Source organism: Pseudomonas syringae group sp. J254-4 (assembly GCF_032586855.1).
Classification (GTDB): domain Bacteria; phylum Pseudomonadota; class Gammaproteobacteria; order Pseudomonadales; family Pseudomonadaceae; genus Aquipseudomonas; species Aquipseudomonas amygdali.
In genome coordinates, this window is sequence record NZ_JAWHOO010000003.1 from 1 (window position 1) to 24,378 (window position 24,378).

Consider the following 24,378-nt stretch of genomic DNA (forward strand, 5'->3'; position numbering starts at 1 on the left):
CCGAGGCTGGAGATTTCCGCGTTGCGGTTGTCCACGCTTGCCGCGTTGAGCAGCAGATCGCCATTGGCGCTGATAAGTCCCAACTGGTTGAGCAACGGCCCGGAAATACGGGCGGACAAAGCGCTGCTGCTGAACAGCTTGCCTTGCTGGCTGTTGTCCAGCGACCCCGCAGTGATGGTCATAGTGCCATTGCTGCTGATCAGCCCGCTCTGGCTGTTGAGCACCTGAGACGCGTTGATATCGACAGTGCCGCCCTGGCTCAGAATTCGGCCTGACTGACGATTGTCGACGGCTGTGGCCACGATGCGTGTGCTGGACTGCCCGTTCAGTGTGGCACCCTGGTTGTTCAGGGTCTGGGTAATGGTGGCCTGCAAGGCGCGACTGGCGGTGATGCTGCCGCTGTTGGTCAACCCGTTGGCAGACAGCGTTACATCACCCGAACCATTGCGGCTGTTATCGGCATTGACGCCCGCCTCGATCACCGCCGAGTTGTTGAGTTGTCCGCCTGCGGAAAGGCTCAGCGCATCGCGTGCGGCGACGTTCTGCCGAGTGGTGAGATCGCCCGCGGTGCTCATGGTCAATGACGACCCCGCATAGACCGGGCCGTTGACTTCGGTACTGCTGGCCCTGGCCGTGACAGCGCCGCTTGCTGCGGTCTGCGTCATGCTCAAATGGCCGTTGGCATCAATCTGGATATCGCCGCCACTGGCCGCCAGATCGCCAGCCAGCCTGACGCCCACACCCGCCTCGGTGCCCACCAGACGGATCGCGCCGGCATACATACCGCCCAGCGCCGAGCTGTCAACGGCCAGTTCCGGTTTGGCACTGCCGTCGTCAGGCAGGGCCGTGGGATTGAGGGTCTGCGCATCGACATCGTTACGACCGGCAATGATGTTGAGGCGCTTGGCGTGCAGCTCGGCATTGATCTTCGCGCTGCGGGTGATGATGTCGAACTGGTCGACGTTGTCTGCGTTCAGCCCCACGCCATCGATGGATATGCTGCCGCCCTGCACATTGAAACGCTGCAATTGCCCATTGGCATCCAGCACCGGTTTACCGGTGGTCAGCGTGACCTGCGGGGTATTGATGAAACCGCAGCCGTTGCAACTGATGCCATACGGGTTGGCGACAATGACCCGCGCCGCTTGCCCGGCCACTTCCGTGTAGCCCCTGAGTTGGCTGGCGTTGGCCCCGACTACTTCGTTAAGAATGGTGGTAGCGGCCGTGCCGCGCAGGTTGGAGTTGCCAACGATAATTCCGCCCAGTTGAGTGCTCTGGGTCTGGTTCGTCGAGTTGTTGAGGATGACGCCCTGACTGTCGACGTTGTACTGCTGGAACTGGTTGTGCGACAGGCCGGTGGCATTGGGCGTGGCAATGTTGACGATGGGCACGCCATTACCGGCTTGGCTCAGGCTGGTATTCGGCCCACTGACCACGATGCCTTCGGCCTGAACCAGCAGCGGCTGCCAGAACAGGGCATTGGCCAGAATCAGCGCGAGGCCGCGTTTGGGCATTCCCCAAAAGGACTGGCGCTCGATCAGCAAGGCAGAAGGCTGGCGAGCAAGCAGAGCCAGTTGGTGAACGTCCATGTAAACGACCTCAGAGCGGGAAGTTGAAAGCGGTCTGACTAAAGAAAGAAGTCCATACGAAAATAGATCGGCGCTTCGCGCTCGGTCACATCATGACGTTGCTGGGAGCACGCGAAGGTCATTTTCAAGATCTTTCAAGCAGGGCATATCACCCAGCGCAGTAGCCACAAGCAGAGAAATGGCCATGACGGCAACCGAAAGCATTGCAGTTCCGAGCTACTGAAATACACAGCACATCCCAGAAGTGGCAGATCGACATCAAAAAGGCAGGCAATACTAGAACGCCACCATTATGGCGTCAAATATTTGTATCGACCATGTATCCGGTTTATTGAACTTTATTTAAACCTGGATTTATCTGAGGGGACCAGCACTTGCCTTCACGCTATAGGCCGTCTTTGCCACTGTTGAAGCTGGCGTAAACACCAATACCTCAAAGCCGATGGCGGTCCCGACTTCTCCACAAGCATCTTTTACGGAGGTGCTTTCAGTGGAGCTGCCTTCTACGCGGCCTTTATATTAAGGCGGCAGCAGGAATGGCAGTCATCTGCCACCCTCGGCACGGATCCGTGAGTGCGGAATTAACGGGATAAGGGTGTTGGTACCACCTGGCATGGATGCCTCTTCGCTGAGCGCACCTTTATTCGCCCAGGATTGCGGCGAGCCATAGCCGACAAAATGCTGGTGTGACTGGAGATCAGATGAATTGAAACAAAATTGTCGAGGGGACGCCTTGGAAAGGCTTTCCACCCTCCTTACAGATCACAGCACCAATCGAGCACAGGACGCTCAAAGCAGCAATCCAGGCACCACAATCCGCAATGCAAAAAAAAATCTGGAAATCCGCATTTTCATGGGCCTTCCAGATTTTCGAAATGGTGGGTCGTGTGGGATTCGAACCTACGACCAATTGGTTAAAAGCCAACTGCTCTACCAACTGAGCTAACGACCCTCTGTTGTGTGGCGCGTATATTACTGATTTTTATCAGTAATTCAACACTTTTTTCAAAAAACTTTAAAAATAACGTGTCGGGTCTGCCATACCTGCGGCTGTGAAGCCCTCGGCGCGCAGGCGACAGCTGTCGCATTTGCCACAGGCTCGGCCCTGGTTATCAGCCTGATAGCAGGAAACCGTCAGTGAGTAATCGACCCCCAAAGCAGCGCCTGCCTTGACGATGTCCGACTTGCTCAGGTTCTGCAGCGGCGCTCTGATTGTGAACCCCTGCCCTTCCACACCAGCCTTGGTCGCGAGATTGGCCATGCGCTCGAACGACTCGACAAACTCGGGACGGCAGTCGGGATAGCCCGAATAGTCCACTGCATTGACGCCAATGAAGATATCCCGTGCATCCAGCACCTCTGCCCAGCCCAGCGCCAGCGACAGGAACACCGTGTTGCGTGCCGGTACGTAGGTCACCGGAATGCCCTCAGAGGGCGACTCAGGCACGGCGATGGAGCTATCGGTCAATGCCGAGCCGCCAATGCCGTTGAGGTTCAGGCCAATGACCTTGTGCTCGACTGCACCCAGATCGCGGGCAACGCGCGCTGCCGCATCCAGTTCGGCGCGATGACGCTGGCCGTAGTCGAAGCTCATGGTGTAGCAGGCGTAGCCTTCTGCGCGGGCCATGGCGACCACGGTTGCGGAATCCAGGCCACCGGACAGGAGGATCACGGCTCTTTTTTCGGTATTGGTCAATTCACTCATGTCAGCGCCCCGGCTCGTCATCCCAAAGAATTTTATGCAACTGCATCTGCAAGCGTACCGGTAGATTGTCGGCAACGATCCAGTCCGCCAGATCACGGCCTTTAAGCTCGTGGTGACTGGCCGAGAACAGGACCTCGCCCGCACGACGTTCAAGACCGTACTGAATCAGCTTGGAGACAGCCCAGTCGTAATCCTCGCGCGAGCAAATCACGAATTTGACCTGGTCGTTGCTCGTCAGCAGCTCGATGTTCTCGTAACGGTTACGCGAGACTTCCCTTGACCCAGGGGTCTTGAGGTCCACAACGCGACTTACACGAGGATCGACTGCCGAGATATCCAGCGCGCCGCTGGTCTCCAGTGACACCTCATAGCCCGCATCGCAAAGACGCTTGAGCAACGGGATGGCATTGGGCTGAGCGAGCGGCTCACCGCCGGTCACACAGACATAGCGAGGACGATAGGCCGCCACTTGCCCAACGATGTCATCCAGCGTCTGGATAGTCCCACCGCTGAATGCGTAGGCGCTGTCACAATACTGGCAGCGCAATGGGCAGCCGGTCAGGCGGACAAATACGGTAGGCAGGCCAGCCGTACGGGTTTCACCCTGCAAGGAGTGAAAGATTTCGGTGATGCGTAATGTCTCTTGCATATCAGCCACGGGCGTAACAGCTAAACAGGCCGTCCGCCTCCGTCAGGCACTTCAAAGGACCCTGCAATCGCAGAATCCGGAAAAGCGTAGGGTGTACCGGAATTTCGGGTGCGAGATTCTAACGAAAAAAGCCGCGACTAGCGCGGCTTTCTTGATCAGCGGGTCAGAACATCAAAGACGCTGAAGATCTCGTTGCGCCAATTGTGCAGCCGAGGTGCCCGGATACTGGGCGACCACCTGCTGCAATATGCCTTTTACCTTGTCGGTATGACCGAGACGACGCTCGACGTCAGCCAGCTTGTACAGCGAGTCAGGCACCTTGGCATGCTTCGGATACTGCTGACTGACCTTGGCGAACGCTTGACCGGCCCCCTGAAGGTCGCCTTTGGCCAGATTCACTTCACCCAACCAGTATTGGGCATTGCCCGCGTACGAGCTGTTCGGGTATTTGCGCAGGAAAGCGGTAAAGGCCTGACTGGCCTTGTCGAAGTCCTTTGCCTTGATCAAATCGAAGGCTGCTTCGTAATAAAGCTTTTCCTTCGCCGGGTCAGGAGGCTCGGTGCCTGCTGCCGGTGCCTGCTGAGCCGCTGAGGCCGAAGGCGTCCCACTAGCGTCGATAGCGCCACCAGCAGGTTGAGAATTATTGGTAGCCGGAGCGGCTGCGCCACTTGCGCCACTGGCTATGCGTTGATCGAGTTCCTGATAACGCTCCAGAGCTTCCTGCTTCATGCGCTGGATATCATTCTGCTGGACCTCGACAACACCGCGCAAACGCGCGATTTCGTCCTGCATTTGCTGCAATTGCATGAACAGCTGACCTTGTGCCGAGGCAGGGGCCGTAACCCCTCCCCCGGCATAGGCGCCGGACGTGCCATAACCCGCTGGCGGATAACTGCTGCTGCCAGAGCCAGAATTGTTATCGACCACAGGTGCCGCACCCAACGCTGAAAGCGGAAGGGCGAGGGCCAAAACGGTTAGAGCACGTCGGCACGTTCGCATGTCAAATTACTTACGCAGTTCGACGCGACGGTTTTGAGCCCAGGACTGCTCGTCGTTGCCGGTAGCAACTGGACGCTCTTCGCCGTAGGAAACCAGTTCCAGCTGAGCTGGGGAAACACCTTGCAGAACCAGGTAGCGTTGAACGGCTTTCGCACGACGCTCGCCCAGTGCCATGTTGTACTCGCGAGTACCACGTTCGTCGGTGTTACCTTCCAGAACAACGCGAGCGCCGTTAGCTTTCAGGTCTTTCGCGTGCACGTCCAGGGAGCGCATGGCTTCTGGCTTCAGGTCCGAACTGTCGTATTCGAAGTAGAAGGTAGTGATTGCGCGCAGAGCAGCTTCTTCGCTCAGGGAGCCGTCAACTGCACCAGTGTTGGCGCCGTAACCAGCGTTAGGATCAACAGCACCGCCTGCACCGGCATTGTCGCCGCCTTTGGAAGAGCAACCTACAGCTACAGCCATGGCCAGAGCCAGCGCAGCAAATTTACCAAACTTCAGCATTTCCATCTTGAAACTCCTAATGAACCCCAGTGTGTTAAGCAAATCGTGTAGCGCCGCGTCAGTTCAGGTAAGGGGACCAGGAAGGTTCTCTGACTTCGCCTTGAGCGGTAGGAAGCGGGAGCCTTACGCGTCCATTAATGGACACGAGCATCAAGACTCCCCGGCCCTGCTGGCGGGTGGCGTAGATTACCATGGTGCCGTTGGGCGCAACAGTAGGCGACTCATCAAGGTTGCTATCTGTGAGGATTTTTACGCTACCGCGTGCCAAATCCTGCACTGCCACCTTGAAATTAGTGAAGCCGTCCTGCCGGTGAATCATTACCAGCGTCTTTTCATCCGCTGACAATTTCGGGTTGGCGTTGTAGTTACCCACGAACGTTACACGTTCGGCACCGCCGCCATTAATGTTTGTCTTGTAGATCTGTGGCTTGCCGCCACGGTCCGACGTGAAGTATAGCGTAGACCCGTCCTTTCCGAAGAAAGGTTCAGTATCAATCGAAGAATCATTGGTAACGCGGCTCAATTGGCGCGAAGCCAGATTGATCACGTAGATCTCCGGGTTACCATCCTTGGACAGAACGAATGCCAGCTTGCTGCCATCCGGCGACCATGCAGGCGCGCCATTCAGGCCTTCAAAATTGGTGATCTGCTCACGGCGACCGGTATCGATGTGTTGAACGAAAATGCGCGGGCGCTTCTGTTCGAACGATACATAGGCAATACGCTTGCCGTCCGGCGCGAACCGTGGCGACAGGATTGGCTCACGCGATTGCAGCAGGGTTACTGCGCGAGCACCGTCGTAATCCGAACGCTGCAGGGTGTAACGCGTGTTGTTCTCGGAGAAACGTTCGGCGGTCACGTAGAGCATGCGGGTAGAAAACGCACCTTTGATGCCGGTGAGCTTCTCGAACGACTGGTCGGCAATGTAATGCGCCATGTCCCGCAGTTGATCGTTGGTACCCGACACGTTACCGGTCAAAACCTGTTGTTCGGTGGCCACGTTGAACAGCGCGTACTGGATCTGCAAACGTCCGCCAGCAGGCGTGATGTTGCCGACCATGACGTACTGGGCACCCAGCGCTTTCCAGTCACGGAAAATGACTTCGCTGGCCTGGGTCGGCAAGCTGATCATGTTCTGCTTCGGGGTCGGCGCGTAGTAGCCGGAATTGCGCAGATCGTTGCTGACGATTTCCGCCATGTCTTCCGGCAGTACGTTACCGCCCTGCCATCCGAATGGCACAACAGCAATCGGTGCTGCACGGTCACTGCCGCTGGTGACCAGAATGTTCTTTTCTTCTGCCGACACCATTGCGGATGCGAAACAGAGAACGACCAGCAGTCCTCGAAAAAGGTTGATCACAAGGCTAGATCTCCAGGTGTGAATGTCATCTTGAATGAACGATAGGGAGCGAAGTCAGCCGGCTTCAGACCCTGCATTTCTGTCAAACGTCCAATGTTCTTCACCGCAGCAACCGCAGAGCTGTCGAACGGCCCGTCACCACTGGACTTGGCAATCGATACTGAAGCAATCGTACCGTCCGGCAACATGCCGATCTGCAACGTTACCGACATGTTGTTACGTGCCGATGGTGGACGACTCCAGCCTTCGGACGCCCTGACACGAATCAGGTCATCGAAACTGCCAGCCGTTTCATCGCCCCGCTCGTCAGCCAAAGCCTGTTGCCGTTCCGGTTTATCGGACAGCAAATCGGCCAGTGCCTGCGCCTTCTTGTCTTCAGCGGATTTGCGAGCTGCTTCCTGCGCCTTCTTGGCGGAATCTGCAGCGGCTTTTTTCTTCGCGTCCTCGGCAGCCTTTTTCTTGGCGTCTTCTGCGGCCTTTTTCTTGGCCTCATCAGCAGCCTGTTTCTTGGCTTCCTCGGCAGCAGCTTTCTTGGCGTCTTCTTCGGCTTTTTTCTTCGCCTCTTCTTCGGCCTTTTTCTTGGCTATATCAGCCTGCTGCTTCTCTTCAAGCTTTTTGGCGTCGGCAACCTTCTTGGCTTCATCGGCTTTCTTGGCATCGTCAGCCTTTTTGGCCTCCTCTGCTTTCTGTTCGGCCTTTTTGGCTTCGTCGGCAGCTTTCTGCTCTTCGGCTTTTTGAGCCGACTCTTCTTTCTTTTGTTCCGCAGCTTTTACAGCTTCCTGTTTGAGCTGCTCGATCTTTTTCTGCTCCAGCTGTTCGACTTCAGTTTGTCGCGCAGCGGTTTTCTTCGCCTCACCGGCAATCTTCTGGTTGGTCTGGGTAGTGGCCTGGCTCTTGGACTTGAGCTGATAGAGCGTTGCCTGAACGATAGGCTTGGCTTCGGGCAAATCCGGAGTCATGGCAAAACTGACGAACAGCATGCCGAAAATCAGAATATGCAATGCCACGGCCCAGACACTGGGCCAGAAGTAGCTTTCCGAGGCGGACGGCTCTCGAATCGGCTGCATCAGGGTGCCTCGGTAATCAAGCCAACATTCCCGACCCCAGCCTTCTGCAGCCCGCCCATCGTGCCCATGACCGAGCCGTAATCGACGGTCTTGTCACCACGAATGAAAACCTGCGTCTGCTTGCCTGCGTCACGACCGGCAGCGACGATCTTGGTCACGGCGGCAGTCAGCTGCGGCAGGGTCATTGCCTTGTCCATCTGCTTGTCGGTATCGACTTCGCTGCCAAGGTTCCAGTAATAGGTCTTGTCAGCCTTGATCGAAATGGTCAGGACCTGATTGTTGTTGTCTTGCGGCAAAGCCTCGCTGGAGACCTTGGGCAAGTCGACTTTCACGCCCTGGTTGATCATGGGAGCCGTCACCATGAAAATCACGAGCAACACCAGCATCACGTCGATGTAGGGCACTACGTTCATTTCGGCGACCGGCTTGCGTTTTCTGCGACGATCTCGAGCGATTAAAGCCATGGGGAATTACCTGCTCACTCTTCGCTGGTGTGCACTTTACGGTGCAGGATGGCCTGGAACTCGTCAGCGAACGTGTAGTAACGGCTGATCAAGGTCTCACTGCGCGCGGCGAAACGGTTGTAGGCAATAACGGCCGGGATGGCTGCGAACAGGCCGATAGCCGTTGCAATCAGTGCCTCGGCAATACCCGGTGCCACGGTGGCCAGCGTTGCCTGCTGGGCAGTCGCCAGACCGCGGAAGGAGTTCATGATCCCCCAGACAGTACCGAACAGACCGACGTACGGGCTGGTGGAACCCACGGTCGCCAGATATGGCAGACCTGCTTCGAGCTTTTCTTCCTCGCGGGAAATAGCCACACGCATGGCGCGCGCCACACCTTCCATGACCGCATCGGGATCGACACCGGACTGCTGACGCAGGCGGGAGAATTCCTTGAAACCGGCACGAAAGATCTGCTCTACGCCAGAGTCCGGATCGGGATTGCTGCCCGCCTGACGGTACAGCTTGGACAGATCGATACCCGACCAGAAACGCTCTTCAAAGCTGTCCAGTGCACGACGACCTGCGCGCAGCATATTGCTGCGCTGAAAAATCACGATCCACGAAGTGACCGAAGCAGCCACCAGAATCAGCATTACCAACTGAACAACAATGCTGGCATTGCTGACCAAACTCCACATGGAGGAATGGTCGACGACGTTAGCTTCCACGCTTTATCTCCTGCTCTGAATGTATGCCCGCGCCGCCCTGGTCGGCAAAGGCCGCTCGCAGAGCTTCGGGAATGGCCCGGGGTTTAAAACTATCGGCGCGTACACACGCCACCAGGAACTGCCCTTCACAGAGCAGCGTTGCATCCGACGCCCGCCTGATCTGCTGTTGAAAGCGCAGGCTGACACGGTTCAATTCGGTTACTTCTGCACTGACAAGCAACTCGTCATCCAGCCGCGCGGGCTTGTGATAACGCGCGTCACTGGAGTGCACGACAAATAAAAGGTTTTCCTGCGCCAGTTCGGATTGGGCAAAGCCCAATTCCCGCAGCCGCTCGGTACGAGCCCGCTCCATGAATTTCAGATAATTGACGTAGTAGACGATGCCGCCAGCATCGGTGTCCTCGTAATAAACGCGACAGCGATGTGCGAACGACTGAACCCCGTTTTGCGCGCGCATACTCTAGAGCTTACTCCTCAGGTTGCCAATCGGGTCAGGCAACTGTTTTTCAACGTTTTGCCACTTATTACCGGTATCGGCGGCAGGACTGGCAATGTGACCACGCCGACCGCAAATAAATTGCAAAGCATTGCTATAAATCCGCCGGATCATCGACCACATCGTCCGCCACCGGCATCTCCCCCATCCTGGAGGGGATATTCAGCCCGAAATGCAGATACGCATGACGGGTGACCACACGTCCGCGCGGCGTGCGCATGATATAGCCTTGCTGGATCAAATAGGGCTCGAGCACGTCCTCGATTGTGTGACGCTCCTCGCTGATGGCCGCCGCCAGGCTATCGACACCGACAGGCCCGCCATCGAACTTCTCGATCATGGTCAGCAGCAGACGCCGGTCCTGATGATCGAAGCCATGCTCGTCGACGTCCAGCAGGTTCAGGGCCTTGTCGGCGGTCTGCCGGGTGATCTGCCCATTGCCGCGCACCTCGGCGAAATCCCGTACCCGACGCAACAAACGGTTGGCGATCCGTGGCGTACCACGGGCGCGCCTGGCAATCTCGAAAGCGCCTTGCGGCTCGATGACCAGCCCCAGAATACCCGCCGAGCGCGACACGATCGTCGACAGGTCGGCAATATTATAAAACTCGAGCCGCTGAACGATCCCGAAACGATCGCGTAATGGGTTGGTCAGCATGCCCGCGCGCGTAGTCGCACCGACCAGCGTGAACGGTGGCAGATCAAGTTTGATAGAGCGCGCGGCGGGACCCTCACCGATCATGATGTCGAGCTGGAAGTCTTCCATTGCCGGATACAACACTTCTTCGACAATCGGCGACAAACGATGGATCTCATCGATGAACAACACATCGTTGGGTTCAAGGTTGGTCAGGATTGCGGCCAGATCACCGGGCCGCTCAAGCACCGGCCCGGAGGTGCTCTTGATCGAGACACCCATTTCCTGAGCGATAATATTGGCCAGCGTGGTCTTGCCCAGACCGGGCGGCCCAAAGATCAATGTGTGATCCAGCGCCTCATTGCGGCCACGGGCAGCCTGGATGAACAGTTCCATCTGCTCGCGTACGGTCGGCTGGCCGATGTAGTCCGCAAGGCTCAGTGGCCGAATCGCACGGTCCATCTGTTCATCACGATCACGGCCGCCAGCGGCGGTTATCAGACGGTCGGCGTCTATCACTTAACCCATCCCCTTCAACGCACGGCGAATCAGATCCGCACTGCTCAAATCTTTTTCCTTGATGGCGGAGACAGCCTTGCTCGCCTCCTGCGGTTTGTAACCCAGTGAAATAAGCGCGCTGACTGCATCGGATTCGGCCGATGCCACAGGCTCGGCCTGATTCGGACCATTGGAAACCAGCGTAAAGGTGCCTGGCAAGGACTCCCAGGCCTTGAACCGATCCTTGAGCTCGACCAGCAGACGCTCGGCGGTTTTCTTGCCTACACCGGGAATACGAGTCAGCGCCGATGTGTCCTGCGCCTGAACGCAACGCACCAGCTCATCGACTTCCAGGCCGGACATCAACGCCAGCGCCAGCTTGGGGCCGACCCCGTTCAGCCGGATCAATTCACGGAACAGCTCGCGCTCGCGTTTTTCATAGAAGCCATACAGCAGATGCGCGTCCTCGCGGACCACCAGATGGGTGTGCAATGTCACTGTTTCGCCGACGTGCGGCAACCGATACAGCGTCGTCATCGGCACTTCCAGCTCATAGCCGACACCATTGACATCCAACACCAGATGCGGAGGCTGTTTTTCGGCGAGAGAGCCGCGTAAACGTCCAATCACGTTTCAGATCCTTTCGTGTTGCCTGTCGCTTGCGCGAAGAAGAAATTGAACACAGTCATCGTAAAGACACAGGTCCTCGTGATTCAGTCACAGACGCAAACGGCCGCCGCGGCTGCGCGCGGTACTCAACCCGTGAGGAATCAGGCTGGAGCGCGTGTGCGCATGACACAGCGCGATAGCCAGCGCGTCGGAGGCGTCAATCTGAGGCTTCTGGGTCAGTTTGAGCAAATGCATGACCATCATCATCACCTGCTCTTTGTTGGCACCGCCAGTCCCTGCTACTGCCTGCTTGACCTGAGTGGCAGTGTACTCGGCAATTTCCAGCGCCTCCTCGGCACCCGCCACAATGGCCGCGCCCCTGGCCTGCCCCAGTTTCAGGGCCGAATCGGCGTTGCGCGCCATGAAAACCTTTTCGATGCCCATCGTCACCGGTCCGTAGGTCTTGATGACCTCCCGCACCCCGCGATAGACGATCTGCAAACGCTCGTGCAATTCACCACTGCCGGTACGAATGCACCCGGAAGCGACGTAGACACAACCACGCCCGGTGTCACGTACCACGCCATAGCCGGTAATTCGCGAACCGGGGTCGATACCAAGAATAAGAGTCATAACGCCTGCAGCTTGAGAAGGTGACGCAAAACAATAGGTGCAGCATAAAGGCAGAAGCCGGAGGCCGATAGCTGCGTGATGCTCACAGCTTCGCTCCCCCGGCTTCTGACTCGGTATTACCTGTCGGCGATCAGCCCAGTTGTTCCATGACGTCGTCCGGAATTTCCGCGTTTGAATAGACGTTCTGCACGTCATCCAGGTCTTCAAGCATGTCGATCAGCTTGAGGACCTTCTCGGCGGTCTCCAGATCAAGCACTGCACTGGTTGTCGGCAACATGACGATTTCTGCGTCGGAAGCCTTGAAACCTGCGGCCTCAAGAGCGTTACGCACGGCATAGAACCCGGAGAACGACGTAAACACATCGATCGAGCCATCGTCGTTGGTCACGACATCATCGGCGTCAGCTTCCATGGCAGCCTCGATCAGGGAATCCTCATCGACGCCGGCAGCAAAGGAAATCTGGCCCTTGCGATCGAACAGGTAAGCCACAGAGCCGTCAGTACCGAGGTTGCCGCCACACTTGGTGAACGCATGGCGAACGGCAGCGGCGGTGCGATTACGGTTGTCAGTCATGGTTTCGACCATGATTGCCACACCGCCCGGGCCGTAGCCCTCGTAACCCAGCTCCTCGACATCGTCACCGTCGGACGCGCCCACGCCTCGCGCGACCGCACGATCAATGGTGTCACGGGTCATGTTTGCACCAAGCGCCTTGTCCAGCGCCAGACGCAGACGCGGGTTGGAACCAGGATCGCCGCCGCCCTGACGCGCAGCAACGGTCAGCTCACGAATCCACTTGGTGAAAATCTTGCCTTTCTTGGCATCCTGACGCTCTTTGCGGTGCTTGATGTTCGCCCACTTAGAATGACCTGCCATTTTTCGCTCCAGATTCTTTTTGAAACACCTTCACCTTTCGCCCTGAACAACGAGGCAAAAAGCTTCACTCAATAAGGGCAGATACAGGGCGTATCGACGATACGCCCTGCCCGGCATCACTCGGCCTTTGGCTGCTCGCGCAGACGGATATGCAGCTCGCGCAACGCTTTGGCATCGACAACGCCAGGCGCCTGGGTCATGACGTCGGCGGCGCTCTGGGTTTTCGGGAACGCAATCACTTCACGAATCGATTGCGCGCCGGTCATCAGCATCACCAGACGGTCCAGACCAAACGCCAGACCACCGTGCGGCGGAGCGCCGTATTTCAAGGCGTCGAGCAGGAAGCCGAACTTCTCCTGCTGCTCGTCTTCGGCGATACCCAGCAGACGGAAGACCGCCTGTTGCATTTCCTTGCGGTGGATACGAATCGAACCGCCGCCCAGCTCGGTACCGTTAAGCACCATGTCGTAGGCACGCGACAGCGCCGTCGCCGGATTGGCTTCCAGCTCTTCGGGCGTGCACTTGGGTGCCGTGAAGGGATGGTGCAATGCGGTGAAGCTGCCGTCGTCGTTTTCTTCGAACATCGGGAAGTCGACGACCCACATCGGTGCCCACTCGCACGTGTGCAGCTTGAGGTCGTTACCGATCTTGATGCGCAGCGCGCCAAGAGCTTCGCTGACGATCTTGAACTTGTCCGCGCCGAAGAAAACGATATCGCCATCGACCGCACCCACGCGATCAAGGATGACGTTCAGGTTGTCTTCCGGGATGAACTTGACGATCGGCGACTGCAAGCCTTCCGGCCCCTTCGCGCGCTCGTTGACCTTGATGTAGGCCAGGCCCTTGGCACCATAGATGCTGACGAATTTGGTGTAGTCGTCGATCTGGCTGCGCGCCATGCTGGCAGCGCCCGGCACACGCAGTGCGGCAACACGCCCTTTGGGGTCGTTGGCCGGACCGCTGAACACCTTGAACTCGACGCCGGTGAGCTGATCGGCAACATCCACCAGTTCCAGCGGGTTACGCAGGTCTGGCTTGTCGGAGCCGTAGCGGCGCATGGCTTCTTCGAAGGTCATGTGCGGGAAATCACCGAACTCCAGGTCCAGGACTTCCTTGAACAGCTGACGAACCATCTTCTCGGTCAGACCGATGATGTCCTCTTCATTGAGGAAACTGGTCTCGATGTCGATCTGAGTGAATTCCGGCTGACGGTCGGCACGCAGGTCTTCGTCGCGGAAGCACTTGGCGATCTGATAGTAGCGGTCAAAGCCAGCCACCATCAGCAATTGCTTGAACAACTGAGGCGACTGCGGCAGGGCGAAAAAGCTGCCCGGGTGTGTGCGACTTGGAACCAGATAGTCGCGAGCACCTTCCGGTGTGGCGCGGGTCAGGATCGGCGTCTCGACGTCGAGAAAGCCGTTGTCATCCAGATAGCGGCGGATGCTGGTGGTGATGCGCGAACGCAGACGCAGCTTCTCGGCCATTTCCGGACGGCGCAGGTCGATAAAGCGATAACGCAGGCGTGTTTCTTCGCCGACGTCGGAGTATTCATTCAGTGGGAATGGCGGAGTCTCGGACTCATTCAGCACTTCGAGTTCGTAACCCAGAACCTCGATGGCACCCGAAGCCATGTTCGCGTTCACGGCACCTGCCGGACGAGCACGAACCTTGCCCACGACCTTGACCACGTACTCGCTACGCACGCGGTCAGCGGCGGCGAAGCTGTCGGCACGATCAGGGTCGAACACGACTTGAGCCATGCCTTCACGGTCGCGGATATCGAGGAAGATAACGCCTCCGTGGTCACGACGACGGTGGACCCATCCGCAAAGGGTAATTTCCTGGCCTTCCAGACTCTCGTTCAGTTGGCCGCAATAATGGCTGCGCATCATGATGGTGTTTTCACTTCTCGTAATTCGAATTCGGTGGCGCTTTCGCTCCTGGCTTGCGCTCAGTGGTACACGGCACCGGCACAAGACTAAAGCCAGCCCTGGCCCACGCAGAGTCACGCCCGCTAGCAAGACGGAGGATTATATAGAGTTAATTGGCACCGTGCAGCCGAACGAACCTATCACGGCCGGATAAGTTCGTGACCGCCCCCAGCACAGTCGCGCTACGGGGGAAACGCAGGCACGCCGAAGCGGGCCTGCAGGAATGAGGATAAAGACCACTCTAGACGTGGGCATTTTCCACGCGATCGCGCTTCAACAGATGCGCAACACAGACAACGCGAATCAGACCGCTGAAATTCTTTACGCCACCATGACGTAAGTGAACCTCTCGATCAATGTAGGACAATACCGCGTTAACAGAACACTCATTGGAACTTGCAATGCCTGACAGAATATTCCAGTACACGTTCTCCAGCCGCAGGCAAGTAGCCAGACCATTGAGCCGAACGGATTTGGAATGAGGCTGCGCCAGCGTCATGTTGAAATCCTCGACAAAGGGGTCATGGCGTATTTCCACCTCCCGCTGTAACAACTTAAGCTCTCGCTCAGCATTTCGTAACATCATAACCACCTTCGAATCATAAACTTTAAACATTGAAAGAAATATTCAAAAACAAATAAATGCCCCGATGTATAAAACATGATTCGAGATTTTATATCCAGCCGCTCTAATACTTTATCACTGTAGGAGATGGCTACAGGAATCAGCGGAATATCGTATAACCCTGAAGGGATAATGAGGAAGTGCGAGGGAGATGGCTGGATGATAGGCGTGATAACAGGCGGCGACCAAGCCTTCATCTGCCTGAATGCTCCGGCAGCGAGGGCCAAAAAGGCAAGGAGCAGGCACCGCCTGCAAGGCAACACATGAAGAACTGGCGAGTGGCGCTGAGCATCACTCGCCCAGGTCTTTATTTAGACTCGAGCATCGAGCGCAACATCCAGGCAGTTTTCTCATGAACCTGCATACGCTGCGTCAGCAGGTCAGCTGTCGGCTCATCGCTGACCTTGTCGAGAAGAGGAAAGATACTACGCGCAGTACGGACAACGGCCTCTTGACCCTGGACCAGACTTTTGATCATATCTTCAGCACTTGGCACGCCCTCTTCTTCCTTGATGGAAGACAGGCGAGCATACGTCGAATAAGTGCCAGGAGCAGGGAAGCCCAACGCACGAATACGCTCGGCAATAGAGTCAACCGCCAGTGCCAGTTCGTTATACTGCTCTTCAAACATTAAATGCAGCGTGCGAAACATCGGCCCGCTGACATTCCAGTGAAAGTTGTGAGTCTTGAGGTAAAGCACATAAGTATCCGACAGCAGATGCGACAGACCGTCCACGATCGATTTACGATCCTCTTCACTGATACCAATATCGATTGCCATGTTTCATGCCCTTTTAGTGAGGATTGAAAAGCAGTAAAGACCACTACTCTATCAAGAGAACCCGAATGGCGCAGCTTTCCGTTGGGTCGATGCCACAAGCCTGCAACGATTCATGGACGTACCAGGGTGCTTTGCGACGCATCACCACAGGTGCCACGGACAGAAAAAACCTGAGCTCCCTCAAGACTCATCAGCAAAACCAGCCTGAACGCTCTGTTTCAACCCCTGTAGCGGCACGGGCTATCAAAGCTGGGCGGGCAGGAGGGGCGTTATTGATTGCTGATTTGAGTAGCATCAGGCTTTGCTGTTAAATACACGACGTGTCGCCAACGAGTTGCCATTCAGCGCTGGCGCATAGGCTGGCCCTGCGCCCGTGCATCACGCCTCATCTTGTTCAGAAGCGTACCGGGCGTTACCAGCTATTTCTTGTAATCCTTCTTGCATGTGAGCTTTTTAAAATGTTGAAAATCGTCCATCTGGTAACGGGAGCAGCAGCCCTGTTGCTCTCTTTCATACCTAGCCTGCGTAGTGAAGCGGTCTCTCTCTACCTGCAAAACCCTGACGCCATCTGCCTGGCATTTCTCGGGCTGCTTAACCTGATACTCGCTCCGGTAATCCCTTACTGGAATCGAGGCCCACGTCATAATCTGCAAAATCTGGTCAGTGCCCTGCTTGTCATTGCGGTAATCGTACAAACGCTGACCTTGCTCGTTCCTCTGCCCGGCATCGCAGGCCAACCGGCAATTCTGGTTAGCCTGAGCATCGCCATCGTGGCCGTCGCCTTGCACCTGGGCGTCAGCTTTTACAGGTCTTACACTCCATCCTCCGCACCTCAAAACCACGACATGGGAAATCGTGATACTGGCACCGTAAAGTGGTTCAACACCTCCAAGGGCTTCGGCTTTATCTCCCGGGATTCCGGCGACGATATTTTTGTGCATTTTCGTGCCATTCGCGGTGAAGGCCATCGCGTACTGGTCGAAGGCCAACGCGTCGAGTTTTCCGTGATGAACCGCGACAAAGGCCTGCAGGCCGAAGACGTTATTGCAGCCCTGCCCCGCCGCTGATTTTTTCGGGCAACAAAAAACCGCGACCTTCCAACGGAAGTCGCGGTTTTTTTATGGCAACAGATCAATAGTGAGGTGGCGGCGCTTCTTCCTCGAAGGTATCGAACTGACTGCCCATCTCCTCCTGACGCTTGATCATTGCTGCCATCTGCTGCTGTAGATGATCAAACTCGCGCCGCTGCTTTACCAGCACATCATTGAGTGCCTGAATCGTATCGTCCTGAAAGGCCATACGGCTTTCCAGCTCCATGACTCGCTCTTCAAGACTCATGACTGCTCCTCCTCAAATCGAAAATCATTCGTCAATACCGGCCTGAGCTGCCGGCAGATTGCCGAGAACTGCTCGTCGGTGTAAGCGACTGCAGCATGCTTGCCCCAGACGGGCGCAGGCCAGGCCGCATCGTCACGATTGCGCACAATTACGTGCATGTGCAACTGACTGACCACATTACCCAAGGCAGCAATGTTGATTTTATCCGCATCGAACAGCTCTTTCAGCACCTTGGCCAGAACACTGGTCTCCTGCCATAGCTGCAACTGATCTGCAGCACTCAACTGAAACACCTCAGTGATATCAGCCCGACGCGGTACCAGAATGAACCACGGGTAATGACTGTCATTGGAGAGCAGTAACCGGCACAGCGGAAAGTCGCCAATGGGCAAGGTGTCTTGTTGAAGACGAGAATCCAGAACGAACACGATAAAAAACTCCTGACTGCCAGGTGAATGTACCTGCCCTGTCGGTAACAGGGTGCTGCGAGGTCCGCAGGATACTAGGGTTCGCACGGCGCTTCACGTGCCCGCCGCCATGCGCACCAGAATGATTCCGGCATAACGGTGAGCGCACCGATTTGACGCTCGCTAATGTCACACAACCGCCAACCATGAATTCATGCATTGAAACGCCGCCTGACAATTGCCTGCTTCAGGTACATGAAAATGAAACAACCCTGGCCTCACCATGGTGACCAACCAGAGCATTGCTCCAGGTTCAGGCGAGCCGGGTACGCACTGCACCAAAATCACACACTGCTGTTGCGACAACAACACAGCGCATTCGTTTTCTACTCAAAGGGAGCTGATTCGGGTAACGCTTTTGCGAGAAAGAACCGCCCCAAACCATGACACGTAAAATCCATCGATATTTTTACAAAATTGAAATATTCATAAAAATCATATGGATAAATCAAAAAAGCGATGCTGATTCTGATTTTTCACAAAATTTTTTCATTTTCGGAAATTTTGTGCACGCTTGTTGCTTTATGACCCATATGATCACGTCCCCCCGGCGGAAAACGAGGGTGACAGCATCAAGGGAAACAAGGCTCGCGGCCTTGGGGACGTGTTTGGCAGACCGCGTATTGATCCATTCGATCAAGCACAGATGCCACTACGGGCTAGCCTGGCGCCATGTCGTAAAGAATCTGAAAGGATAGAGCTGTACCTATAGCAACCAGCGTCAGCGTGATATAGATTCCGCCGACCAAAAATAGAAAGAGCCGCCCAGATAAAAAAACAGGTGGACGGCAAAAATCTTCTAAAAACCAAAGGAGCAATCACGATGAGAGTGATGAAGTGGAGCGCAATCGCACTGGCCGTTACGGCAGCCAGCACCCAACTGGCAACAGCGGCACCTTTCGTCAGCGATCAGGCTGATGCCAAGGGCTTTGTGGAAGGCAGCACGCTTGACCTGAAGTTGCGCAATTACTATTACAACCGCGACAAGAAAGATCGCGCTCAGGATGATCGCGACTGGACCCAGGGTATCTGGGCCAACTTCAGCACCGGCTACACTCAAGGCACCATCGGTGTCGGTGTTGAGGCATTCGGCTACGCTGGCCTGAAACTGTGGGGTCCGGATAAGTACTCAGGTTCAGGCAACCTTGCGACCCGCGCTGACGGGGCTGATCGAGACAACAAAGACACATTTGGCAAGATAGGCGGCGCTGTCAAATTCCGCATCTCCAAAACCGAGCTGAAAGTCGGTGACATGCAACCTACCAGCCCGGTATTCGCTGTAGGTGGTTCGCGTCTTCTGCCTCAAACTGCGAGCGGTCTGAGCCTGCAGAGCAGCGAGATCGCAGGCCTTGATCTGGAAGCAGGTCACTTCTACTCCGGCACAGCCCAAGATACTACGAGCCATGACGGTACGATCTGGGCTACTTATGCGAACGGCAATGGCCTGCGCGCTTCAAATGCCGACTTCCTGGGCGGCAAATATGCAGTGACCGACAGCCTCGGAGTTGCCTTCTACGCATCCAGACTTGAGGACATATGGGATCAGTACTACGGTAATGTGAATTACGTTTTGCCTCTGAGCAATGATCAGTCTCTGGCCTTTGACGTAAACCTTTACCGCACACTCGATGAAGGTAGCGCTGAAGCAGGCTCGATCAATAACACTACCTATTCCGCCTCAGCTGCCTATTCCTTTCTGGCAGCGCACACGGTTACTGTCGCATTTCAGAAGGTCGATGGTGACACCCCGTTCGACTACATCGGTATCGGCAGCAAGAACCGTGGCGGCGACTCGATTTTCCTCGCCAACTCGGTTCAGTATTCTGACTTCAACGGTCCGGGCGAGAAATCCTGGCAAGTTCGTTATGATCTGAACATGACTCCCTACGGCGTGCCTGGCCTAAGCTTCATGACGCGCTACATCAATGGTGACGACATCGACGGCACCAAGGTAGATAGTTCCAGCAAGTATGCTGGTCTTTATGGCGCCGATGGCAAACACCACGAAACCAACCTTGAAGCTAAATATGTTGTACAGAATGGCCCGGCGAAAGACCTGTCCTTCCGTATGCGTCAAGCTTGGCACCGCAGCAATGTTGATCAGCCAGATGGCGACGTCAACGAGTTCCGCCTGATCGTCGACTACCCGATCTCGATCCTGTAATCGCAGCTCAGCACTCGTTAATAGAAGAAGCCCGGCTCATGCCGGGCTTTTTCATTCAGCTCTGAAAGAGCTCCCCTACCCCCTGCAAGCCTGCCCTGCCCTGTACGCGACCGGAACACCGCCGTACAATGCCAGGTCATATCCAGTCTCAGCAACCGACAACGGCCAACCATGCGCACCAGTCAATTTTTGCTCGCCACACAGAAAGAAACCCCTTCCGATGCGGTCGTGGTCAGCCATCAGCTGATGCTGCGCGCTGGCATGATCCGCAAGTTGGCATCCGGTCTTTACACCTGGCTGCCAATGGGCCTGCGCGTGCTGCGCAAGGTCGAAGCCATTGTTCGTGAAGAAATGGACGCCGCTGGCGCACTCGAAATTCTGATGCCCGGCATTCAGCCTGCAGAACTCTGGCAGGAATCCGGTCGCTGGGAACAATACGGTCCGGAGCTGATGCGTCTGGTCGACCGCCACAACCGTGAGTTCTGCCTGGGCCCGACCCACGAAGAGGTCATCACCGACCTGGCACGCAATGAGCTCAACAGCTATAAACAGCTGCCAATCAACATGTACCAGATCCAGACCAAATTCCGTGACGAAATCCGTCCACGCTTCGGCCTGATGCGCGGGCGCGAGTTCGTCATGAAAGACGCCTACTCGTTCCATGCTGACCACGCCTCGCTGCAGGTCACCTACGATCGCATGCACCTGGCGTACAGCAACATCTTCACGCGCCTGGGCCTCAAGTTCCGCCCGGTCGAAGCTGATAACGGCTCGATTGGCGGCGCAGGCTCGCACGAGTTCCACGTGCTGGCCGAATCCGGCGAAGACGATATCGTGTTCAGCGATGGCTCCGATTACGCAGCCAACATCGAAAAAGCCGAAGCGGTGCCTCGCGAAAAGACTCGTCCGGCCGCTACTGAAGAATTGCGTCTGATCGACACTCCAAACGCCAAGACCATCGCCCAGTTGGTCGAAGGTTTCGATTTGCCGATCGAGAAAACTGTCAAGACGCTGGTTGTGCATGCTGCCGAAGAAGGCAAGCTGATTGCCCTGATCATCCGTGGCGATCACGAGCTCAACGAAATCAAGGCCAGCCAGCTTGAACAGGTTGCCAGCCCGTTGGTGATGGCTTCCGAAGCTGAACTGCGTGACGCCATCGGCGCAGGTGCAGGCTCGCTGGGCCCGTTGAATCTGCCGCTGCCATGCATCATCGACCGCTCGGTCGAGCTGATGAGCGACTTCAGCGTCGGCGCCAATATCGATGACAAGCACTATTTCGGCGTCAACTGGGAACGCGACCTGCCGGTTCCGACCGTCGCCGACCTGCGTAATGTTGTTGCGGGCGACCCAAGCCCGGACGGCAAAGGCACGCTGGAAATCAAGCGCGGCATCGAAGTGGGCCACATCTTCCAGCTGGGCACCAAATACAGCGAAGCGATGAAGTGCCAGGTGCTGGGGGAAAACGGCAAGCCGGTCAATCTGGCGATGGGTTGCTACGGCATCGGCGTTTCCCGCGTGGTTGCCGCCGCAATCGAACAGAACAGCGACGAAAACGGCATTATCTGGAACGACACTCTGGCGCCTTTCCAGATCGCCCTGATCCCGCTGCGCTACGAAACAGACGCGGTTCGTGAAGCGACAGACAAACTGTACGCCGAGCTGACTGCCGCCGGCTTCGAAGTATTGCTCGATGACCGCGACAAGAAAACCAGCCCCGGCATCAAGTTCGCCGACATGGAACTGATCGGTATCCCGCATCGCATCGTGGTCAGCGACCGTGGTCTGGCCGAAGGCAATCTGGAATACAAGAGCCGTACCGAGTCGCAACCGCAAGCCATTGCAGTCGCGGATGTGCTGTCGTTCATCCAGGGCAAAGTGAACCGCTGAGTCAAAAGGCGCACCTGTTTTTTCAACAGGTGCGCCGCTCGTCACTCGCCCAATCCGCATCAGAGATCCCATGCTCAAACGAAGCACCTTAAGCCTCGGCAGCGCCGTCCTGTGCGGCTCGTTTCTCGTCGGCGGCTGTGCCAATCAGCTATCACAACGCAGTGAGCACGAGGAGCGCGTCGAACGCAAACTCCTCGAACACACACTGCAAGTCGATATCGGTGAACCCAAAACACTGGAGTTACCGCAACGCCGCGTGCGGATTCACGAGCACAAATCGTTCGAAGTCACCGATTTTGAAGTCACCCGCCACTATGACCGCTATACGCCCTACCAGCCCTGGCGGGAGATCTACGAGATCCCGCTCGGCGCGGTCGCTGTTGTAGCTGGCGTAGGGGCGAATGTGGTCAACGTCTTTGCACTGGGCAATTTGCCGGAAAGCATGACCCGGGACTGGATTCACTATGGTGTGGCAGGTCTGAACCCGTTCATGAACGCCCCGTCCCACGGTCGCGCCGAGCAGAATCTGGCGAGCATCGACGAGGTTCAGAAAGACAAGCAGATAGAGAATTCCACGCTGCCGTGGAATGAACGCCCGGTGATGGTCAAGGCTGGTAACGAAACTCATGAAATGAGCACCGACCGCAACGGCATTCTGCGCCTGAACCTGCTGGACAGTCCTTTTGCCGAACAGGACCTGAGCCGTATCACGCGCATTTATATCAATGTCGAAGACGACCAGGACAGCGCTCACGCGAACGCCAGCTTGCCAATCAGCCACTCTCTGCGCGGCAAGCTGCTGGAAGCCCACGCGCTGATATACGACGATCTGGAAGATGACGAAGTCAGCCAATGGGTGCATCGCGTCAAACGCCTTTCTGACCTGGGACTGGAAGAAGAAGCCAGCGAGCTTGAACAGAGCCTGATTGAACTGACACGCAACGATCCGCAGTTGCAGGGTGAATTTCTCAAATCACTCGCCAGGGACGCTGGCCGTCTGGTCGCCGTTCCCGCCCAGAGCCAGTAATGTGAAAGGCTGCGGTATGTAACCGCAGCCGACCATTTCATTATTGCGAGAACAACTCCAATTGTTCATGCGCTGCGCGCAGGTCGTGCAGACGCACACCTATACCCAGAAGCCGAACAGGCTTGGCACCCCGGGCAAACGCCTGCGCCAGCAACTGCTCGTAACTGCCCAGATCCCTTCCGGCTCCGGACTGCTCCAGAGTCGTCTGGGTGAAGTCGTGAAACTTCACTTTGACGAAGGGCTTGCCGGGCCGGTACTGCCCTTCCATTCTCGCCATCCGGTTACCGAGGGTTTCCAGCAGGGCGGGCAGCTTTTCCAGGCAGGCAGCCAGATCAGGCAGATCCGTGTCGTAGGTATTTTCTACGCTGACTGACTGACGTCGACTGTCATTCTGCACGGGACGGTCATCTATTCCGTGCGCCAGACTCCAGAGACGCTCACCAAAGCTGCCGAACTCACGGACCAGCGCAAGCTTGCTGCGGCTTCGCAGGTCGGCACAGTCGACAATGCCCAGCCGCCCGAGCTTGTCTGCGGTGACTTTCCCCACGCCGTGGAGTTTGGTAACAGGCAAAGAAGCGACGAAATCCTCGACCTGATCCGGAGTAATGACGAACAAACCGTTGGGCTTTTTCCAGTCGCTGGCGATCTTGGCCAGAAACTTGTTCGGCGCGACGCCCGCCGAAACCGTGATATGCAGCTGATTCGAGACCCGGCGCCGGATGTCCTGGGCGATGCGCGTGGCGCTGCCGGAAAAGTGCCCGGCATCCGATACGTCGAGGAACGCCTCATCCAGCGACAAGGGCTCTATAAGGTCGGTGTAATCCCGGAATATCGTATGGATTTCCCGTGACGCCTCCTTATAGGCCTCCATGCGCGGCTTGACGATGGTCAAGTCCGGGCAGAGCTTGAGCGCATGCCGGGATGACATAGCTGAACGCACCCCATACGCGCGCGCCTCATAATTACAGGTCGCAATCACCCCGCGCCGCTCTGCAGAGCCGCCCACCGCCAGCGGCTTGCCAGCGAGTTCGGGCTCGTCACGCATTTCAATGGCTGCATAAAAGCAGTCACAGTCGATATGGATGATTTTGCGCTGCGTCATGACCTGATGGGATTTTGCAATCAATGGCTGAGCAGTATCTCATTCGTACCGGCAAGTAACATCCAGTGATGCGAAAGGTCGCCATGAAAAGCAGTGAAAAGTCCCTGACGCGTGGTCGAAAAAGCCGCGGAGCCCCGCCATACAGGCGTCAAAGCCGAAAAAACACATAAGCGGCGGCGCTAACCAATTGAAGAAAAAGCACTTTTTTAAAACTAACCATTGACACCCCGCCATCTCTCTGTAGAATGCCGCCACACAGACG

General features: G+C 56.5%; 24 protein-coding genes and 1 tRNA gene. 4 read left to right on the top strand and 21 right to left on the bottom strand.

All coding sequences use genetic code 11. The features are described from left to right. The 18 genes from RYB09_RS05075 to RYB09_RS05160 form a co-directional block, all read right to left on the bottom strand. The coding region (locus RYB09_RS05075; RefSeq protein ID WP_316887619.1) for a filamentous hemagglutinin N-terminal domain-containing protein at nucleotides 1-1,589 on the bottom strand (1,589 nt) is incomplete at its 3' end. 876 nt (nucleotides 1,590-2,465) lie between these two features. Then, nucleotides 2,466-2,541, bottom strand: a tRNA-Lys gene (locus RYB09_RS05080). A 63-nt stretch (nucleotides 2,542-2,604) separates the two neighbouring features. Then, nucleotides 2,605-3,294 carry a 7-cyano-7-deazaguanine synthase QueC gene (queC, locus tag RYB09_RS05085; protein WP_122259198.1) on the bottom strand — a complete coding sequence of 230 codons (690 nt, stop codon included), beginning with the start codon at nucleotides 3,292-3,294 and terminating at the stop codon, nucleotides 2,605-2,607. 1 nt (nucleotide 3,295) lies between these two features. Beyond that, nucleotides 3,296-3,943, bottom strand: coding sequence for a 7-carboxy-7-deazaguanine synthase QueE (gene queE, locus RYB09_RS05090; protein ID WP_122259199.1), 648 nt, complete (start codon nucleotides 3,941-3,943; stop codon nucleotides 3,296-3,298). 171 nt (nucleotides 3,944-4,114) lie between these two features. Next, entirely contained in the window at nucleotides 4,115-4,942 is an 828-nt protein-coding gene (ybgF, locus tag RYB09_RS05095; protein WP_080394846.1) for a tol-pal system protein YbgF, read from the bottom strand. A gap of 6 nt (nucleotides 4,943-4,948) precedes the next feature. Next, the gene (pal, locus tag RYB09_RS05100) at nucleotides 4,949-5,449 is read right to left on the bottom strand and encodes a peptidoglycan-associated lipoprotein Pal (protein WP_002554651.1); all 501 of its coding nucleotides are present in this window, start codon (nucleotides 5,447-5,449) and stop codon (nucleotides 4,949-4,951) included. A 52-nt stretch (nucleotides 5,450-5,501) separates the two neighbouring features. Next, complete coding sequence (tolB, locus tag RYB09_RS05105) at nucleotides 5,502-6,752, bottom strand: Tol-Pal system beta propeller repeat protein TolB (RefSeq protein ID WP_316887668.1); 1,251 nt, start codon at nucleotides 6,750-6,752, stop codon at nucleotides 5,502-5,504. 47 nt (nucleotides 6,753-6,799) lie between these two features. Then, nucleotides 6,800-7,870, bottom strand: a complete 1,071-nt coding sequence (gene tolA, locus RYB09_RS05110; RefSeq protein ID WP_058399679.1) for a cell envelope integrity protein TolA — start codon at nucleotides 7,868-7,870, stop codon at nucleotides 6,800-6,802. Continuing rightward, a complete protein-coding gene (gene tolR / locus RYB09_RS05115) occupies nucleotides 7,870-8,334 on the bottom strand; it encodes a protein TolR (RefSeq protein WP_002554654.1) in 465 nt (154 codons plus the stop codon). Before tolR ends, tolA begins: the two co-directional genes overlap by 1 nt. A 14-nt stretch (nucleotides 8,335-8,348) precedes the next feature. Next, nucleotides 8,349-9,044, bottom strand: a complete 696-nt coding sequence (gene tolQ / locus RYB09_RS05120) for a protein TolQ (RefSeq protein ID WP_002554655.1) — start codon at nucleotides 9,042-9,044, stop codon at nucleotides 8,349-8,351. Then, on the bottom strand, nucleotides 9,034-9,501 hold the full coding sequence (ybgC, locus tag RYB09_RS05125) for a tol-pal system-associated acyl-CoA thioesterase (RefSeq protein WP_005733346.1): 468 nt from the start codon (nucleotides 9,499-9,501) through the stop codon (nucleotides 9,034-9,036). The genes tolQ and ybgC overlap by 11 nt, the downstream gene beginning before the upstream one ends. Nucleotides 9,502-9,634: 133 nt before the next feature. After that, a complete protein-coding gene (gene ruvB, locus RYB09_RS05130; protein ID WP_002554657.1) occupies nucleotides 9,635-10,696 on the bottom strand; it encodes a Holliday junction branch migration DNA helicase RuvB in 1,062 nt (353 codons plus the stop codon). Beyond that, entirely contained in the window at nucleotides 10,697-11,305 is a 609-nt protein-coding gene (ruvA, locus tag RYB09_RS05135) for a Holliday junction branch migration protein RuvA (protein ID WP_004657901.1), read from the bottom strand. Between the two features lie 87 nt (nucleotides 11,306-11,392). Then, a complete protein-coding gene (ruvC, locus tag RYB09_RS05140; RefSeq protein ID WP_004657902.1) occupies nucleotides 11,393-11,917 on the bottom strand; it encodes a crossover junction endodeoxyribonuclease RuvC in 525 nt (174 codons plus the stop codon). Nucleotides 11,918-12,047: 130 nt separating this feature from the next. Then, nucleotides 12,048-12,794, bottom strand: a complete 747-nt coding sequence (locus RYB09_RS05145; RefSeq protein ID WP_005733344.1) for a YebC/PmpR family DNA-binding transcriptional regulator — start codon at nucleotides 12,792-12,794, stop codon at nucleotides 12,048-12,050. A gap of 116 nt (nucleotides 12,795-12,910) precedes the next feature. Next, nucleotides 12,911-14,686: an aspartate--tRNA ligase gene (gene aspS / locus RYB09_RS05150; RefSeq protein WP_002554661.1), complete on the bottom strand. Its 1,776-nt coding sequence runs from the start codon at nucleotides 14,684-14,686 to the stop codon at nucleotides 12,911-12,913. Nucleotides 14,687-14,966: 280 nt separating this feature from the next. Next, the gene (locus tag RYB09_RS05155) at nucleotides 14,967-15,311 is read right to left on the bottom strand and encodes a ribbon-helix-helix domain-containing protein (RefSeq protein ID WP_080396164.1); all 345 of its coding nucleotides are present in this window, start codon (nucleotides 15,309-15,311) and stop codon (nucleotides 14,967-14,969) included. A gap of 346 nt (nucleotides 15,312-15,657) precedes the next feature. Further along, complete coding sequence (locus RYB09_RS05160; RefSeq protein ID WP_003314356.1) at nucleotides 15,658-16,131, bottom strand: Dps family protein; 474 nt, start codon at nucleotides 16,129-16,131, stop codon at nucleotides 15,658-15,660. Between the two features lie 458 nt (nucleotides 16,132-16,589). Between RYB09_RS05160 and RYB09_RS05165 the strand changes: the two genes are divergently transcribed. Further along, a complete protein-coding gene (locus tag RYB09_RS05165) occupies nucleotides 16,590-17,198 on the top strand; it encodes a cold-shock protein (protein ID WP_002554664.1) in 609 nt (202 codons plus the stop codon). Nucleotides 17,199-17,262: 64 nt separating this feature from the next. On the opposite strand, the gene RYB09_RS05170 is transcribed toward RYB09_RS05165, so the two are convergent. Together RYB09_RS05170 and RYB09_RS05175 are read right to left on the bottom strand one after the other, a co-directional pair. Then, nucleotides 17,263-17,469 (bottom strand): SlyX family protein, encoded by a 207-nt coding sequence (locus tag RYB09_RS05170; RefSeq protein ID WP_002554665.1) that lies wholly within the window; start codon nucleotides 17,467-17,469, stop codon nucleotides 17,263-17,265. Next, on the bottom strand, nucleotides 17,466-17,897 hold the full coding sequence (locus tag RYB09_RS05175; RefSeq protein ID WP_004657909.1) for an HIT family protein: 432 nt from the start codon (nucleotides 17,895-17,897) through the stop codon (nucleotides 17,466-17,468). The genes RYB09_RS05170 and RYB09_RS05175 overlap by 4 nt, the downstream gene beginning before the upstream one ends. A gap of 862 nt (nucleotides 17,898-18,759) precedes the next feature. Here RYB09_RS05175 and RYB09_RS05180 point away from each other — a divergent pair. From RYB09_RS05180 to RYB09_RS05190, 3 genes are all read left to right on the top strand, one after another. Continuing rightward, nucleotides 18,760-20,100, top strand: a complete 1,341-nt coding sequence (locus RYB09_RS05180) for an OprD family porin (RefSeq protein WP_058399677.1) — start codon at nucleotides 18,760-18,762, stop codon at nucleotides 20,098-20,100. Between the two features lie 171 nt (nucleotides 20,101-20,271). Then, entirely contained in the window at nucleotides 20,272-21,987 is a 1,716-nt protein-coding gene (locus tag RYB09_RS05185) for a proline--tRNA ligase (protein WP_058399676.1), read from the top strand. Nucleotides 21,988-22,057: 70 nt separating this feature from the next. Beyond that, nucleotides 22,058-23,014 carry a hypothetical protein gene (locus RYB09_RS05190; protein ID WP_316887620.1) on the top strand — a complete coding sequence of 319 codons (957 nt, stop codon included), beginning with the start codon at nucleotides 22,058-22,060 and terminating at the stop codon, nucleotides 23,012-23,014. A gap of 40 nt (nucleotides 23,015-23,054) precedes the next feature. Here the strand turns inward: RYB09_RS05190 and dinB are convergent, their stop codons facing one another. Beyond that, nucleotides 23,055-24,116 carry a DNA polymerase IV gene (dinB, locus tag RYB09_RS05195; RefSeq protein WP_005746536.1) on the bottom strand — a complete coding sequence of 354 codons (1,062 nt, stop codon included), beginning with the start codon at nucleotides 24,114-24,116 and terminating at the stop codon, nucleotides 23,055-23,057. Nucleotides 24,117-24,378: the final 262 nt, after the last annotated feature.